Here is a 12,873-nt window from a genome sequence, read left to right as displayed (position 1 = left end):
ACCGGAGAAGGCGAGAGACGAGGGTCAGTCGTCGGTGCCGTGATAGGGTTTGACGTATTGCAGGGCCATGTCCCACGGAAAGAAGATCCAGGTGTCCTGGCTGACCTCGGTGATGAAGGTGTCGACCTGCGGCTTGCCCTGCGGCTTGGCGTAGACGGTGGCGACATGGGCCTTGGGCATCTGTGCGCGCACGACTTCGAGCGTGCGGCCCGTGTCGACGAGGTCGTCGACGATCAGGATGCCGGTGCCGTCGCCCACCACGTCCATGTCCGGGGACTTGATGACCTTCGGCTCGGCCTGTGTCTGGTGGTCGTAGGATTTCACCGAGATCGTGTCGACGGTGCGGATATCGAGCTCGCGCGAGACGATCATCGCCGGCGCCATGCCGCCGCGGGTGATCGCCACCACCGCGCGCCAGCCGCCATCGTCCGGGCCGTGGCCCTGCAGGCGCCAGGCCAGCGCGCGCGCGTCGCGGTGAAGCTGGTCCCAGCTGACGTGAAAGCCTTTCTCGTGCGGCAGTCGATCCATCGCGGTCACCTGTCGATCAGAAGTTTCAGCCCGAGCGCCCCGAGCACCATGGCGGCGGCGCGGTCGAGGAGCGGTTTCAGCGCGAGATACCCGTCCCGCGCCGGCCGGGTCGAGAGAAGAAGCGCGAAGGCGCCGTAGATTGTCCATTCCACCAGGAGATGGTTCGCCACGATCACCATCTTTTCCTACGCGGCAAGGTCAGCGGGGAAGATCACCAGGAGGACCGAGGCGGCGAACAGCACCGACTTGGGATTGGCGAGGTTTACCAGGAGTCCGGTGCGGAACGGCGCGGCGGCCACACGGCCCTTTTCGGACAGGGGCGCGCGCGCGTCGCGCCACATCGCCAGGGCGAGCCAGAGAAGGTAGAGCGCGCCGGCGATCTTCAGCGTGAGGTACGCCCAGGGCACGAGCGCGAAGATCGCCTGCAGCCCCAGAAGCGCCGCCGCCGTCCACGCCGCCGCCATCGCGCCAAGCCCGAGGCCGGTGGTGATCCCCGCGCGCGGCCCCGCGACGAGCGACGTGCGCAAGGCCAGCAGCAGCGCAGGGCCGGGGCTCGCCATCGCGGCGAGGAGCGTGAGGTTGAAGGCGAGGAGGTGCGGCCAGTCCATGCCGGCCGCTCAGGCCTTCTCGATGTCGGGGGCGTCGGGGGCCTTCATGCCGACGATGTGATAGCCCGCGTCGACATGGTGAGTCTCGCCGGTCACGCCCGACCCGAGATCGGACAGCAGGTAGAGTGCCGACTTGCCCACGTCGTCGGTGGTCACGTTGCGACGCAGGGGCGAGTTCAACTCGTTCCACTTCATGATGTAGCGGAAATCGCCGATGCCGGAGGCGGCGAGCGTGCGGATCGGCCCGGCCGAGAGCGCGTTCACGCGGATGCCGTCGCGGCCCAGATCCTCGGCCATGTAGCGCACCGACGCCTCCAGCGCCGCCTTGGCGACCCCCATCACGTTGTAATGCGGCATGACGCGCTCGGCGCCGTAATAGGTCAGTGTCAGGCAGGATCCGCCTTGGTTCATCATCGCCGCCGCGCGCTGGACGACCGCGGTGAACGAGTAGACCGAGATGTCCATGGAGTTCAGGAAATTGGTCCGCGAGGTATCGACGTAGCGGCCGCGCAGCTCGGACTTGTCCGAATAGCCGATGGCATGGACGATGAAGTCGAAGCTGTCCCAATGTTTCTTGAGCTGTTCGAAGAGAGCGTCGATCGACGCCTCGTCGCCCACATCGCAGGGCAGCACGATCTCGCTGCCGAGGCTCTCGGCGAGCGGGCCGACGCGCTTCTTCAGCGCCTCGCCCTGGTAGGAGAAGGCAAGCTCCGCCCCCGCATCGGCGCAGGCACGCGCGATGCCCCACGCGATGGACTTGTCATTGGCGAGCCCCATGATCAGCCCGCGCTTGCCTGCCATCAGAGTGTTTGACATCCACGCTCTCCACCCGACATTGCCGTCTTGCCGTCCTTTAGGCGATGGGGCCGGGACCATCAAGGCCGGGCGGCCAGGGGAAGGCAGGAGGCGGAGATGACCGAACGCACTGGAATTTTCGCGGGCGACGATCCGTTCGAGATCGCCCGCGCCTGGGCGGCGGAGGCCGAAGGGACCGAGATCAACGATCCCAACGCCATCGCGCTGGCGACGGTGGACGAGACCGGTATGCCGAACGCACGCATGGTGCTGCTGAAGGAAATCGAGGCCGGCGCCTTCGTCTTCTACACCAATTACGACAGCACCAAGGGGCGCGAGATCGCCGCCGCCGGCAAGGCCGCCTTCGTGATGCACTGGAAGTCGCTGCGCCGCCAGATCCGCGTGCGCGGGCTGACCGAGGTGGAGGACGGCCCGCAAGCGGATGCGTATTATGCGACGCGCTCTCTCAAGAGCCGGCTGGGCGCCTGGGCCTCGGCCCAGTCCGAGCCGCTGGAGAGCCGCGCGGCGCTGATGGCGAAAGTCGCGACCGTCACCGCGCAGAAGGGACCGAACCCGCCGCGCCCGCCGTTCTGGGGTGGAATTCGAATCATCCCTACGGAGATCGAGTTCTGGGCGGATGGCGCCTTTCGGTTGCATGACCGTTTTTCCTGGACGCGGCGGGAACCTGCCGAAGCATGGCGTGTTCAGCGACTAAACCCCTGAGCTGTCTGTATAGTTTTATAGCCGAATTCTTATTCCAAATAATTGAGGCGCGGTCATCTTTTGAATGTGTTCATTCGGGGTGCATGCTAACATGCAAGAGTGAGTCAGTTATCGGCAGGTGACGTGTGATACGGGAAGAGCGTGTAAACGAGTTCGAACACGTGCAAGGCAAGGTGAAGTGGTTCGATCCGAGCAAGGGCTTCGGCTTTGTGATCTCCGACGACGGCGGCCCCGACATCCTCCTGCACGCCAATGTGCTGCGGAATTTCGGCCAGAGTTCCATAGCCGATGGCGCGCGCGTACAGATCGCGGTCCAGGAAACGCCGCGCGGGGCGCAGGCGGTCCAGGTCTACGAGATCGCTCCGCCGACCGAAGCCCAGACCGTTCCGCTGGCCGATTTCGAACAGATGGATCCCGAAGTGCTGCGCGACGCGCCGCTTGAACCGGCGCGAGTGAAGTGGTTCGATAAAGCCAAGGGGTTCGGCTTTGCCAACGTCTTCGGCCGGTCCGAGGACGTCTTCATCCACATCGAGGTCCTGCGCCGCTCCGGCCTGGCTGAACTGCAGCCGGGGGAGGCGCTGGCGATCCGTGCGGTGGACGGCAAGCGCGGGCGCATGGCGACCGAGGTGAGTGCATGGGAATACGCGGCATTGCAGACGCCGTAGGACCGGGGCTGGCACTGGCGATCCTGCCGGTGCTGGCCGCGGCCGAGTGCCGGGAGGATCGTGTCTCGATCCGCGGCGATTTCGGAAATGTCTCCTTCCGCGCAGAGGTGGCGGATACCAACGAGGAACGCGCGCAGGGCCTCATGCACGTGGAGGAGATGGGTCGGCTCGAGGGCATGCTTTTCGTCTACGACCGGCCGCAGAGCGTCGCGTTCTGGATGAAGAACACGCTTATTCCGCTCGACATGATCTTCGCCGATGCGCGCGGGGTGGTGCAGAAGGTGCATGACCGCGCGCAGCCGCACGACCTGACCGGCATTCCCGGCGGCGACGACATCCAGTACGTGCTCGAGGTCAATGGCGGCATGGCCGAGACGCTGGGCATCGCGCCGGGTGCCGAAATGCGACATCCGTCGATCGCCGAGGGTGCGTGGCCGTGCGAGGAAAGCGACTCCGCTGGCTGATCCGGGCTTTTCAACCCGGCCGCTCGGCGCTACACACGCGCCGTTCGGGGCGTAGCGCAGCCTGGTAGCGCGACGGTTTTGGGTACCGTAGGTCGGAGGTTCGAATCCTCTCGCCCCGACCAGTGTCGATCCGGTTCGCATCGTCGGGGCGGCGGGATCAGTCCCGGGCGTAATCCTCGTATGCGGCGTTGCCTTGAGCGATGAAGTCTTCGACCGGCGCGGTATCCAGATCGTGGTGGAAGAAAGCGGCGCAGGCGCGTGCCGTCTCGACCGGCGCGGCCGACATCTTCTCGGCCGAGACGCACATCAGCGGGATGCCGGAATCGGCCGCTTTTTTCATAAGGTTGCGTTGAATGTTAAGGTTTACGAGCATTTTGCGCTGCAGTTCCGGCAGGCTGACCCGCGGCTGCCCGGCATGCGCGATCTGGGCGCGCAGTGCGATTGCTGTGACATCCCTTGTCAGCATGATCGCGTGCGGCATGCGCAGCTTCGGCACCACTTCATTCCAGTAGCCACCGATGCTCGGCCGTTTCCAGCCCCAGGAGTCGCGCCGGTTGCGGTCTTCGAGAATCGCGTCGAAGGCCGTGGTGTCGTGCCGCTCCATCGCTTCGCTGAGCGGCAGATCCTCGAACGTGGGCGTGGATTGATCGAAATGGATTCCGCCAAAATGCAGCATTCCGGCAAGGAAAGACGTCTTCGACCTGGCCGGCCCGAGGATGAGCAGCGTGCGCTGCGGAGCGGCAACGCCCGGCGTGAAGACAAGGTTTGACATCGGCGGGCACGCTACCAACGTTCACGAACCCCGACAATATAGTCGGGCCCGGTGCCGTGCACCTGGTGTCGCAAGATGCGCGAGGTGTGGTGGTGGGGTCGGGTAGCCGTGAAACTCATCGTTTGGTTGTTCCGTGGCTGGTCGAAACTTCCGGACGGCGAGGGATGCCATGCAGAGTTCCGGGGCTGATCCCAAGGAGCACCGCTGGATGATCGAGGTGCTGACCGATCTCGAACGCTATTCGGCGAACAAGGGAATGCCGTCGATCGAGGCGGAGCTTCGCCGTGCGCGCCGCCGCGTCGCGGCCGAGCTTGGACGTCCGGCAGGCGACTGAGCGACTCGCCGTTCGGCCCGTCTCCGGCGCCGCCGTCGTCCCAAGAAAGACGCGGGAGTGTGGCGCGCGCGCAATGCCGCAACGGCAGGCAGCGGCTGACAATTCTGTGGAGAAGTTGTGCGGAAGGCGGCATTTCCACTGCGGCAGGATGAGGCGGACTTGTGGGTAACTGCTCGCGAAATGCCAGCGGTGGTGCCGGTCCATCATACCTCCACTACATTTGGTGAAAATCCCTTTGACTTACCCCCCCGAGTCGGGTCAGTTTGTGCAGGCCGACCCGAGTGCCTACAACATATGGTAGGCCGGGGGCCGGGACACACAGCGATCCTCAGCCACCGCCGAAAGGGGGCGCCGCCATGCAAGAGGGGCGGCAGGAAAGCCGTGTGCCCGGGTCTGAGGCAGGACCGACACGACACAAGATCTGGAATGGGGCACGGACAATGAAGATCGAACGACACTACACGCGGGCCGGCGAAGACGCGTATGCGGACATCGATTTCGTCACCACTGCGTCGGAGATCCGCAATCCCGACGGCACCATCGTCTTCCGCCTCGACGAGGTCGAAGTGCCCGCGTCGTGGAGCCAGGTCGCCTCTGATGTCATCGCGCAGAAGTATTTCCGCAAGGCCGGTGTGCCCACCGACCTCAAGCGCGTCGCCGAAACCGACGTCCCCGAATTCCTGTGGCGCTCCGCCCCGGCTGCCAAGGACACCGAGACGACCGGAGAGACCTCTGCCAAGCAGGTCTTCGATCGTCTCGCCGGCGCCTGGGCCTATTGGGGCTGGAAAGGCGGCTACTTCACCACCGAAGAGGACGCGCGCGCCTATTACGACGAGATGCGGCACATGCTGGCGTCGCAGACCGCCGCGCCGAACTCGCCGCAATGGTTCAACACCGGTCTGCACTGGGCCTATGGCATCGACGGGCCGGGGCAGGGTCATTACTATGTCGATTACAAGACGGGCAAACTGACCAAATCGAAGTCGGCCTACGAGCATCCGCAGCCCCATGCGTGCTTTATCCAGTCGGTCGGCGATGATCTCGTGAACGATGGCGGTATCATGGATCTGTGGGTGCGCGAGGCGCGCCTGTTCAAGTACGGATCCGGAACCGGCACGAACTTCTCCTCCCTTCGTGCCGAAGGGGAAGCCCTGTCGGGCGGGGGCCGCAGCTCGGGCCTGATGGGCTTCCTCAAGATCGGCGATCGGGCCGCGGGCGCGATCAAGTCGGGCGGTACCACGCGCCGCGCCGCGAAGATGGTGATCTGCGACGCCGATCACCCGGACATCGAGGACTTCATCAACTGGAAGGTCCGCGAGGAGCAGAAGGTTGCGTCGATCGTCGCCGGCTCCAAGATGCACGAAGAGATGCTGAACGCGCTCTTCGCCGCGATCCGCACCTGGGACGGCGCCGAGGACGACGCCCACGACCCGGCGAAGAACGACGCGCTGAAATCCGCGCTGCGGACCGCCAAGAAGGCCCACATTCCCGAGACCTACGTCAAGCGCGTGCTCGACTACGCGCGGCAGGGCTACGCCTCGATCGAGTTTCCGACCTACAACACCGACTGGGACAGCGAGGCCTATGCGTCCGTTTCGGGCCAGAACTCCAACAACTCCATCCGCGTCACCGATGCCTTCCTGAAGGCCGTGAAGGACGATGCCGACTGGGAGTTGATCCGCCGCACCGACGGCAGCGTCGCCAAGACAATCAAGGCGCGCGACCTGTGGGAGCAGGTGGGCCACGCCGCCTGGGCCTGCGCCGATCCCGGCATCCAGTTTCACGACACCGTGAACGCATGGCACACCTGCCCGGAAGACGGCGAGATCCGCGGCTCGAACCCGTGCTCGGAGTACATGTTCCTCGACGACACGGCGTGCAACCTCGCCTCGATGAACCTGCTGACCTTCTACAAGGACGGCAAGTTCGATGCGGAGGCCTATGTCCACGCCACGCGGCTCTGGACTCTGACGCTCGAGATCTCGGTCACCATGGCGCAGTTCCCGTCGAAGGAGATTGCGCAGCTGTCCTACGATTTCCGCACCCTGGGCCTCGGCTACGCCAATATCGGCGGACTGCTGATGAACATGGGGTATTCCTATGACAGCGACGAGGGCCGCGCCCTCTGCGGGGCGCTGACAGCGATCATGACCGGCGTCTCATACGCCACCTCGGCCGAGATCGCCGGAGAGCTCGGGCCGTTCGCCGGCTACGAGCGCAACCGCGAGCACATGCTGCGCGTGATCCGCAACCACCGCACCGCGGCCTATGGTGAGACCGAGGGCTACGAGAATCTCGCGGTCAGACCGGTGGCGCTCGATCAGGGCAATTGCCCCGACGCGCAGCTTGTCGACATGGCGAAGTCGGCCTGGGACGAGGCGTTGCGCCTCGGCGAGGCGCATGGCTACCGCAACGCGCAGGCGACGGTGATCGCGCCCACCGGCACGATCGGCCTGGTGATGGATTGCGACACCACCGGGATCGAGCCCGACTTCGCGCTGGTGAAGTTCAAGAAGCTGGCCGGCGGCGGTTACTTCAAGATCATCAACCAGTCGGTGCCCGCGGCGCTGGAAAAGCTCGGCTACCCGTCCAGCCAGATCGAGGAGATCGTCTCCTACGCGGTGGGCCACGGCTCCCTCGGCAACGCGCCGGGCATCAATCACACCGCGCTCATCGGTCACGGCTTCGGCCCGGCGCAGATCGAGAAGGTGGAAAACGCGCTCGCCTCGGCCTTCGACATCCGCTTCGTGTTCAACCAGTGGACGCTGGGCGAGGAGTTCTGCACGAACGTCCTCGGCATTCCCGCCGAGAAGCTGACGGATCCGGCTTTCGACCTTCTGCGCCATCTGGGCTTCACCAAGGGCGATATCGAGGCGGCAAACGATCATGTCTGCGGGACCATGACGCTGGAGGGTGCGCCGCACCTGAAGGAAGAGCACTACGCCGTCTTCGACTGCGCCAATCCCTGCGGCAAGAAGGGCAAGCGCTACCTGTCGGTGGAAAGCCACATCCACATGATGGCGGCGGCGCAGAGCTTCATCTCGGGCGCGATCTCCAAGACGATCAACATGCCCAACGACGCCACCATCGAGGATTGCCAGAAGGCCTACGAGCTTAGCTGGTCGCTCGGCACGAAGGCCAACGCGCTCTACCGCGACGGCTCCAAGCTGTCGCAGCCGCTGGCCTCGGCGCTGGTGGAGGATGACGACGAGGCCGCCGAAGTGCTGGAGACCGGCTCCAGCCACGAGAAGGCGGCGGTGCTGGCCGAGAAGATCGTCGAGAAGGTCGTGGTCAAGGAGATCGCCCGCGGCCGCGAGAAGATGCCCGAGCGTCGCAAGGGCTACACCCAGAAGGCCATCGTCGGCGGGCACAAGGTCTACCTGCGCACGGGCGAGTATTCCGACGGGAACCTCGGCGAGATCTTCATCGACATGCACAAGGAAGGTGCGGGCTTCCGGGCGATGATGAACAACTTCGCCATCGCGGTGTCGGTTGGCCTGCAATATGGCGTGCCGCTCGAGGAATTCGTCGATGCCTTCACCTTCACCAAGTTCGAACCGGCGGGCATGGTGCAGGGCAACGACAGCATCAAGAACGCGACCTCGATCCTCGATTACATCTTCCGCGAACTGGCGGTGTCCTACCTCGATCGGACGGATCTTGCGCACGTCAAGCCCGAGGGCGCGACCTTCGACGATCTCGGCCGCGGCGAGGAAGAGGGCGTCTCCAACGTCAAGGAGATCAGCGAAAGCACCGCGTCGCGGTCGCTCGAGGTGCTCAAGCAGATCAGCTCCTCGGGCTACCTGCGCAAGCGCGTGCCGCAGGAACTGGTGGTGCTGCAGGGCGGCGGTCAGGCCACCGGATTTGCCGGCCCGCAGGACCCCTCCGCCGCGTTCTCCGCGGTGGTGGGCGAGAGCGCCTCGGACGTCGCGGTCGCCACCCGCAGCGCCGCGAAGCCGGTCGATGCCCGCACCAAGGCCCGCATGCAGGGTTACGAGGGCGACCCCTGCGGCGAGTGCGGCAACTACACGCTGGTGCGCAACGGCACCTGCATGAAGTGCAATACTTGCGGCGGCACGTCCGGGTGTAGCTGATCCCGTCGGACCCGGCTGTCGCGCCTTTGGCGGGGTGGCCGGGACTGCAAGGGAATGGTGCCACGTCAAAGAGTTCGGGGCCGAAGCTGATGCGTACTGCTTGACGGGCCAAAGCATAGAACGTCAGTCGTTAGGCCGATTAGCCCATTCCGGGACATTGGGGCGCCACCTATGGCGCCCTTCTATTTGGCCGGCGCGCCGTCGGCGCCTCAGGGCACGTAGCGCGTCGGCTGCGGTTCCTGGATGGTTTCGAGATAGCGAGCGATGGCCAAGAGGTTGGCCGGGGTTTGCTGCACCATGCCGTTGCCGGTCTCGAATTCGACCGTGGGGCCTTCCGCCACTTCGGGGACGACCGGCATGCCGGGGCGCGCGTCGGTGCGGCGGGCGTAGCCGTCGACGATGGCCATGACCTCGAGCATCGGCCAGACCCCGTCCCGCCGCGCCGCGATCCGCGTGAGGTCGGCGGGGACGGCGCCGAGATCCTCGGCCGCCGGGCCGTCGCCGCGGCCCTCCGCCCCGTGACAGCTTGCGCAATGCGTGGCGAAAAGCGCGGCACCGGCGGCCGTCTCCGGCGCGGCGGGCGTCTCGGGGGCGCATGCGGCCAGGACGAGGGGAAGGGTCAGCAGTAATCGTCTCATGTCCCGGCTCCGTTGGGTCTCTTGCCTTCGGGCGCGGCGCGGCCCGCTTTCTTGCAGCCTACCGCGCGGCGCCGCCGAGGTCGACGCGCCGCGCGCCGGTTACAGCAACGCCCGCAGCCGGGCGGCGACCGTGTCGGCCCCGCCGCCGGCGTCGATCCGGCTCCAGCCGCGGCCGAGGTCGTCCGGCTCGGACTGCCGGGAGACGACGGCGGCGTCGGCGTCCGAGCTGTCGCCGTGCCGCGCATCGACGCGGCGCAGCAGTTCGGCCTCCGGGGCGCCCAGCCAGACGCCGTCGAAGCGCACGCCCTTCCGCGCGGCCAGTTCGGCCGCCGCGCGCCGCTGTGCGGGGTCGAGGAAGGTCGCGTCGAGCAGCGCGGACATGCCACTCGCCAAGGCCGCCTCGGCCCGCCCGAGCAGACGGTCGTAGAGTTGCGCACTCTTCTCTTCGGTATAGGCGCTTTCGGGCAGGGGATCGAAGGGACCGACGCCCATCATCGTCTTGCGCTCCACGTCGCTGGCCAGGTGCAGGGCGCCGACAGGGCCGAGGTCGGGCGCGATGTGGCGCGCCATCGTCGACTTGCCGCTGCCCGAGCGGCCGCCGATGGCGACGAGGCGCGCCTCGGCCGGCGCCAGCGCCGAGCGTGCCTCCTGCACGTAGCGGCGGGCCTCGCCGTCGGACCGTCCTTCGTGCGCCGAGGCACGGTCGGTCTGGATCAGCACCATCGCCCGGATCGCCGCGCGCATGGCGACGAAGAGGGGCAGGGCGCCGAGACCGTCATCCTCCGCGCCTTCCATCGCCGAGGCCCAGGCGGAGAGGGTGACGCTCGCCTCCTGCGTCAATCCGCGGTGGCGGAGGTCCATCAGCAGGAAGGCGAGATCGTAGAGCACGTCGCAGGTGCCCAGCCGTTCGTCGAATTCCAGCGCGTCGAACGGCACCGGGCGGCCGTCGATCAGAACGAGGTTGTGCAGGTGCAGATCGCCGTGGCAGCGCCGGACGTGACCGTCCGTGCTGCGCTGCGACAGTTGCTCCGCCGCGCCCGACGCCGCGTTTCGCAGAGCGCCCGTCAGTGCCTCCGACGACTCCGCGCCGAGCGCGTCCTCCATCGTCGCGAAGGCCTGCGCGAGTTCCTCCACGATTTCGTCCACGAGCGTCGCGCCGTCCTCCTGCCGGAGCGGCGCGCGCGCGTGCATCTGCGCCACCGACCGGCCCAGGTCGAAGGCGAGCCGGGTGTCGAGGGCGCCGCGCTCGGCCACGCGCGACAGTTCGTTCTCGGTGTCGAAGCGGCTCATCGAGAGCACCCATTCCACCGCCGCACCGTCGCCGCCGAGCGCCAGCCCGTCCGCGGTGTCGGTCACAGCGATCACCTCGCGGTAGATCTCCGGTGCGCCGGGGGCGTTGAGCTCCAGCTCCCGCTCCAGCATCTCGCGGCGGGTACCGAGGTCGCTGAAGTCTAGGTAGTCGTATTGCACCGCGCGCTTCATCTTCAGCGCCCGGTCGCCCGCAAGGAAGACCAGCGCAGCGTGCGTTTCCACGACGTCGACCTCTGCGCCGTCGTGCGTTGCGGGGTCCGAGAGGAATGCGACCACCTCGTCCTGCCGATCCGTCATGCCCGCCTCCTTCGTGCCGGTGCCGATCTTAACTTGGGATGTAGGTGCCGTCTTTGACCCTGGTCAATGCAACGCGCCGTGCCGGCGGTCAGACTCCGCCTCGCGCATCCCGCGCATCCGAAAGAGGAGGACGCCATGAACGACTTGACGCAAGCGCCCCTGCGAGGGGCCGTGACCCGTGCAGACAGGGGCCCGACCACTCCGCCGGATTCACTGCCCGGACTGCGCCTCGCGAAGGCATGGATGGACATCGGCGTGGAGGCGTGGAGCTTCGCGGCGCGGCGGATGAACGCCTGTGCCGACACGATGCACGCGCTGCTGCGTGCCGGAAACCCGATTGATGCGCAGGTCGTCCTGCTGCGTCACGGCCACGTCGCGGTGGAGGATTACCGCAGGGAGGCCGGCTGCATGATCCGCCGGGTCCACGACATCCCGGGGGCCGCGGTTCTGATCGATGAATGACGTCGCGGCAGCGCCCGCCGACCCTACCTCATGCGACCCAAGGAGGCATAGCATGCGCATCGCTCTCGCCCTCGCCGCGATTCTGGCCGGCCCCTCCATGGCACAGGAGGTCGGCCCCTCGCCCGCCACCGGACAAGCGGTCTATTCCGTCTTCTGCCAGAGCTGCCATGGCGCCGGAGGCACGGGTGACGGTGATTTCGCCGACCTGCTGTCGGTGCGGCCGGCGGACCTGACGCGCATCGCCGCGCGGGCCGGCGGATCCTTTCCGGAGGAGCAGGTGATGCGCCATATCGACGGACGCGACGACGTGCGCGGCCACGGCGTGATCATGCCGGTCTTCGGGCCGCTTTTCGATCTCGAGGTGGCGCTTGGCAACACCGAGACCGGCGAGGCCGTTCTGACCGAGACCTCGGTCGCCGACCTCACGGTCTGGATCGAGACCATCCAGGTGAGCGAGTGAGGCTCGAACACGGCCACGCGCCCGCGGAAGTCTCCGAACGCCTGGCAGAGGCCCGCCGGCCCGGCCACCTGGGCGATGCGGTCTACGGCGCCATCGACGGCGCGGTGACCACCTTCGCCATCGTGGCCGGCGTTCAGGGCGCCGGGCTGCCGGTGTCGGTTGTGCTGATCCTCGGGGTCGCCAATCTCCTGGCCGACGGGGTGTCCATGGCGCTCGGCAATTTCAGCGCCCGCCGCGCGGAGGCCGAGGACCTCTCGCGCCTGCGCGAGGTCGAGGCGCGGCATATCAGGCTCGCCCCCGAGGGCGAGCGCGAGGAGTTGCGCCAGATCCTCGCCGCCAAGGGGTTGCAGGGCCATGTTCTTGAGGAGGCCGTCGCTGCCATCGCGGCGCGGCGCGAGGCCTGGATCGACCTGATGCTGACCGACGAATACGGCAAGAGCCTGTCGGAGCCGCGCGCGGCCGGGGCCGCGTCGGTGACCTTCGCCGCCTTCGTCTCCGCCGGGTCGGTCCCGCTCATGCCGTTCGTGATCGGCGTCGGCGATCCCTTCTCGGCCGCGATCGTGGCGACGGGTCTGGCGTTCTTCCTGATCGGTGCGCTCAGGAGCCGCTGGTCGCTGCGGCCCTGGTGGCGCTCGGGGGCCGAGACGGCGCTGATCGGCGCCATCGCGGCGTCGGTCGCCTACGGTGTCGGCGTCGCCCTGGCCGGCTTGGGCGGCGGCTGA

Annotated in this window: 15 protein-coding genes and 1 tRNA gene; 9 read left to right on the top strand and 7 right to left on the bottom strand. The window is 67.0% G+C overall.

From position 1 onward, the window contains the following. Positions 1 to 24: 24 nt before the first annotated feature. From gpt to fabI, 4 genes are read right to left on the bottom strand one after another with little or no spacing between them, the layout of a single operon-like run. The gene (gene gpt / locus F3H57_RS10160; RefSeq protein ID WP_149755786.1) at positions 25 to 528 is read right to left on the bottom strand and encodes a xanthine phosphoribosyltransferase; all 504 of its coding nucleotides are present in this window, start codon (positions 526 to 528) and stop codon (positions 25 to 27) included. A gap of 5 nt (positions 529 to 533) precedes the next feature. Beyond that, positions 534 to 698, bottom strand: a complete 165-nt coding sequence (locus tag F3H57_RS22520; RefSeq protein WP_223163036.1) for a hypothetical protein — start codon at positions 696 to 698, stop codon at positions 534 to 536. Between the two features lie 15 nt (positions 699 to 713). Continuing rightward, a complete protein-coding gene (locus F3H57_RS10155) occupies positions 714 to 1,136 on the bottom strand; it encodes a LysE family transporter (protein WP_223163035.1) in 423 nt (140 codons plus the stop codon). 9 nt (positions 1,137 to 1,145) lie between these two features. Then, positions 1,146 to 1,952 (bottom strand): enoyl-ACP reductase FabI, encoded by an 807-nt coding sequence (gene fabI, locus F3H57_RS10150; protein ID WP_149755785.1) that lies wholly within the window; start codon positions 1,950 to 1,952, stop codon positions 1,146 to 1,148. A gap of 27 nt (positions 1,953 to 1,979) precedes the next feature. Between fabI and pdxH the strand changes: the two genes are divergently transcribed. The 4 genes from pdxH to F3H57_RS10130 all read left to right on the top strand — a co-directional run bounded on the left by pdxH (position 1,980) and on the right by F3H57_RS10130 (position 3,905). Beyond that, positions 1,980 to 2,654, top strand: coding sequence for a pyridoxamine 5'-phosphate oxidase (gene pdxH, locus F3H57_RS10145; RefSeq protein WP_262504506.1), 675 nt, complete (start codon positions 1,980 to 1,982; stop codon positions 2,652 to 2,654). Between the two features lie 161 nt (positions 2,655 to 2,815). Next, positions 2,816 to 3,319, top strand: a complete 504-nt coding sequence (locus F3H57_RS10140; protein WP_223163034.1) for a cold-shock protein — start codon at positions 2,816 to 2,818, stop codon at positions 3,317 to 3,319. Next, complete coding sequence (locus F3H57_RS10135; RefSeq protein ID WP_149755783.1) at positions 3,289 to 3,783, top strand: DUF192 domain-containing protein; 495 nt, start codon at positions 3,289 to 3,291, stop codon at positions 3,781 to 3,783. The genes F3H57_RS10140 and F3H57_RS10135 overlap by 31 nt, the downstream gene beginning before the upstream one ends. Positions 3,784 to 3,828: 45 nt before the next feature. Next, positions 3,829 to 3,905, top strand: a tRNA-Pro gene (locus F3H57_RS10130). Positions 3,906 to 3,940: 35 nt separating this feature from the next. Here the strand turns inward: F3H57_RS10130 and F3H57_RS10125 are convergent. Further along, positions 3,941 to 4,555, bottom strand: coding sequence for a hypothetical protein (locus F3H57_RS10125; protein WP_149755782.1), 615 nt, complete (start codon positions 4,553 to 4,555; stop codon positions 3,941 to 3,943). 169 nt (positions 4,556 to 4,724) lie between these two features. Here F3H57_RS10125 and F3H57_RS22190 point away from each other — a divergent pair, with 169 nt between their 5' ends. Both F3H57_RS22190 and F3H57_RS10120 read left to right on the top strand, forming a co-directional pair. Next, on the top strand, positions 4,725 to 4,889 hold the full coding sequence (locus F3H57_RS22190; protein ID WP_188129652.1) for a hypothetical protein: 165 nt from the start codon (positions 4,725 to 4,727) through the stop codon (positions 4,887 to 4,889). A 440-nt stretch (positions 4,890 to 5,329) separates the two neighbouring features. Then, entirely contained in the window at positions 5,330 to 8,983 is a 3,654-nt protein-coding gene (locus tag F3H57_RS10120) for a vitamin B12-dependent ribonucleotide reductase (protein ID WP_149755781.1), read from the top strand. Between the two features lie 209 nt (positions 8,984 to 9,192). On the opposite strand, the gene F3H57_RS10115 is transcribed toward F3H57_RS10120, so the two are convergent. Further along, positions 9,193 to 9,621 (bottom strand): c-type cytochrome, encoded by a 429-nt coding sequence (locus F3H57_RS10115; RefSeq protein WP_149755780.1) that lies wholly within the window; start codon positions 9,619 to 9,621, stop codon positions 9,193 to 9,195. Between the two features lie 99 nt (positions 9,622 to 9,720). Beyond that, a complete protein-coding gene (locus tag F3H57_RS10110) occupies positions 9,721 to 11,229 on the bottom strand; it encodes a bifunctional aminoglycoside phosphotransferase/ATP-binding protein (RefSeq protein WP_149755779.1) in 1,509 nt (502 codons plus the stop codon). 135 nt (positions 11,230 to 11,364) lie between these two features. On the opposite strand from F3H57_RS10110, the gene F3H57_RS10105 reads away from it, so the two are divergent. The 3 genes from F3H57_RS10105 to F3H57_RS10095 are packed head-to-tail and all read left to right on the top strand — an operon-like array spanning position 11,365 to position 12,873. Continuing rightward, complete coding sequence (locus F3H57_RS10105) at positions 11,365 to 11,691, top strand: hypothetical protein (protein WP_149755778.1); 327 nt, start codon at positions 11,365 to 11,367, stop codon at positions 11,689 to 11,691. 52 nt (positions 11,692 to 11,743) lie between these two features. Next, a complete protein-coding gene (locus F3H57_RS10100; RefSeq protein ID WP_188129651.1) occupies positions 11,744 to 12,151 on the top strand; it encodes a c-type cytochrome in 408 nt (135 codons plus the stop codon). Continuing rightward, positions 12,148 to 12,873 carry a VIT1/CCC1 transporter family protein gene (locus F3H57_RS10095; protein ID WP_149755776.1) on the top strand — a complete coding sequence of 242 codons (726 nt, stop codon included), beginning with the start codon at positions 12,148 to 12,150 and terminating at the stop codon, positions 12,871 to 12,873. The genes F3H57_RS10100 and F3H57_RS10095 overlap by 4 nt, the downstream gene beginning before the upstream one ends.

Origin of the sequence: Roseivivax sediminis, from assembly GCF_900112685.1 — a bacterium.
Lineage (GTDB): Bacteria > Pseudomonadota > Alphaproteobacteria > Rhodobacterales > Rhodobacteraceae > Roseivivax > Roseivivax sediminis.
The sequence above is the reverse complement of the archived record's forward strand: the minus strand, read 5'-3'. Positions and strand labels throughout refer to the sequence as shown.

Bases quoted from the DNA above. Each gene is read 5' to 3' on its own strand.
- gpt (WP_149755786.1), bottom strand. From the start codon at position 528: ATGGATCGACTGCCGCACGAGAAAGGCTTTCACGTCAGCTGGGACCAG.
- F3H57_RS10155 (WP_223163035.1), bottom strand. From the start codon at position 1,136: ATGGACTGGCCGCACCTCCTCGCCTTCAACCTCACGCTCCTCGCCGCG.
- fabI (WP_149755785.1), bottom strand. From the start codon at position 1,952: ATGTCAAACACTCTGATGGCAGGCAAGCGCGGGCTGATCATGGGGCTC.
- F3H57_RS10135 (WP_149755783.1), top strand. From the start codon at position 3,289: ATGGGAATACGCGGCATTGCAGACGCCGTAGGACCGGGGCTGGCACTG.
- F3H57_RS10125 (WP_149755782.1), bottom strand. From the start codon at position 4,555: ATGTCAAACCTTGTCTTCACGCCGGGCGTTGCCGCTCCGCAGCGCACG.
- F3H57_RS22190 (WP_188129652.1), top strand. From the start codon at position 4,725: ATGCAGAGTTCCGGGGCTGATCCCAAGGAGCACCGCTGGATGATCGAG.
- F3H57_RS10120 (WP_149755781.1), top strand. From the start codon at position 5,330: ATGAAGATCGAACGACACTACACGCGGGCCGGCGAAGACGCGTATGCG.
- F3H57_RS10115 (WP_149755780.1), bottom strand. From the start codon at position 9,621: ATGAGACGATTACTGCTGACCCTTCCCCTCGTCCTGGCCGCATGCGCC.
- F3H57_RS10110 (WP_149755779.1), bottom strand. From the start codon at position 11,229: ATGACGGATCGGCAGGACGAGGTGGTCGCATTCCTCTCGGACCCCGCA.
- F3H57_RS10105 (WP_149755778.1), top strand. From the start codon at position 11,365: ATGAACGACTTGACGCAAGCGCCCCTGCGAGGGGCCGTGACCCGTGCA.
- F3H57_RS10100 (WP_188129651.1), top strand. From the start codon at position 11,744: ATGCGCATCGCTCTCGCCCTCGCCGCGATTCTGGCCGGCCCCTCCATG.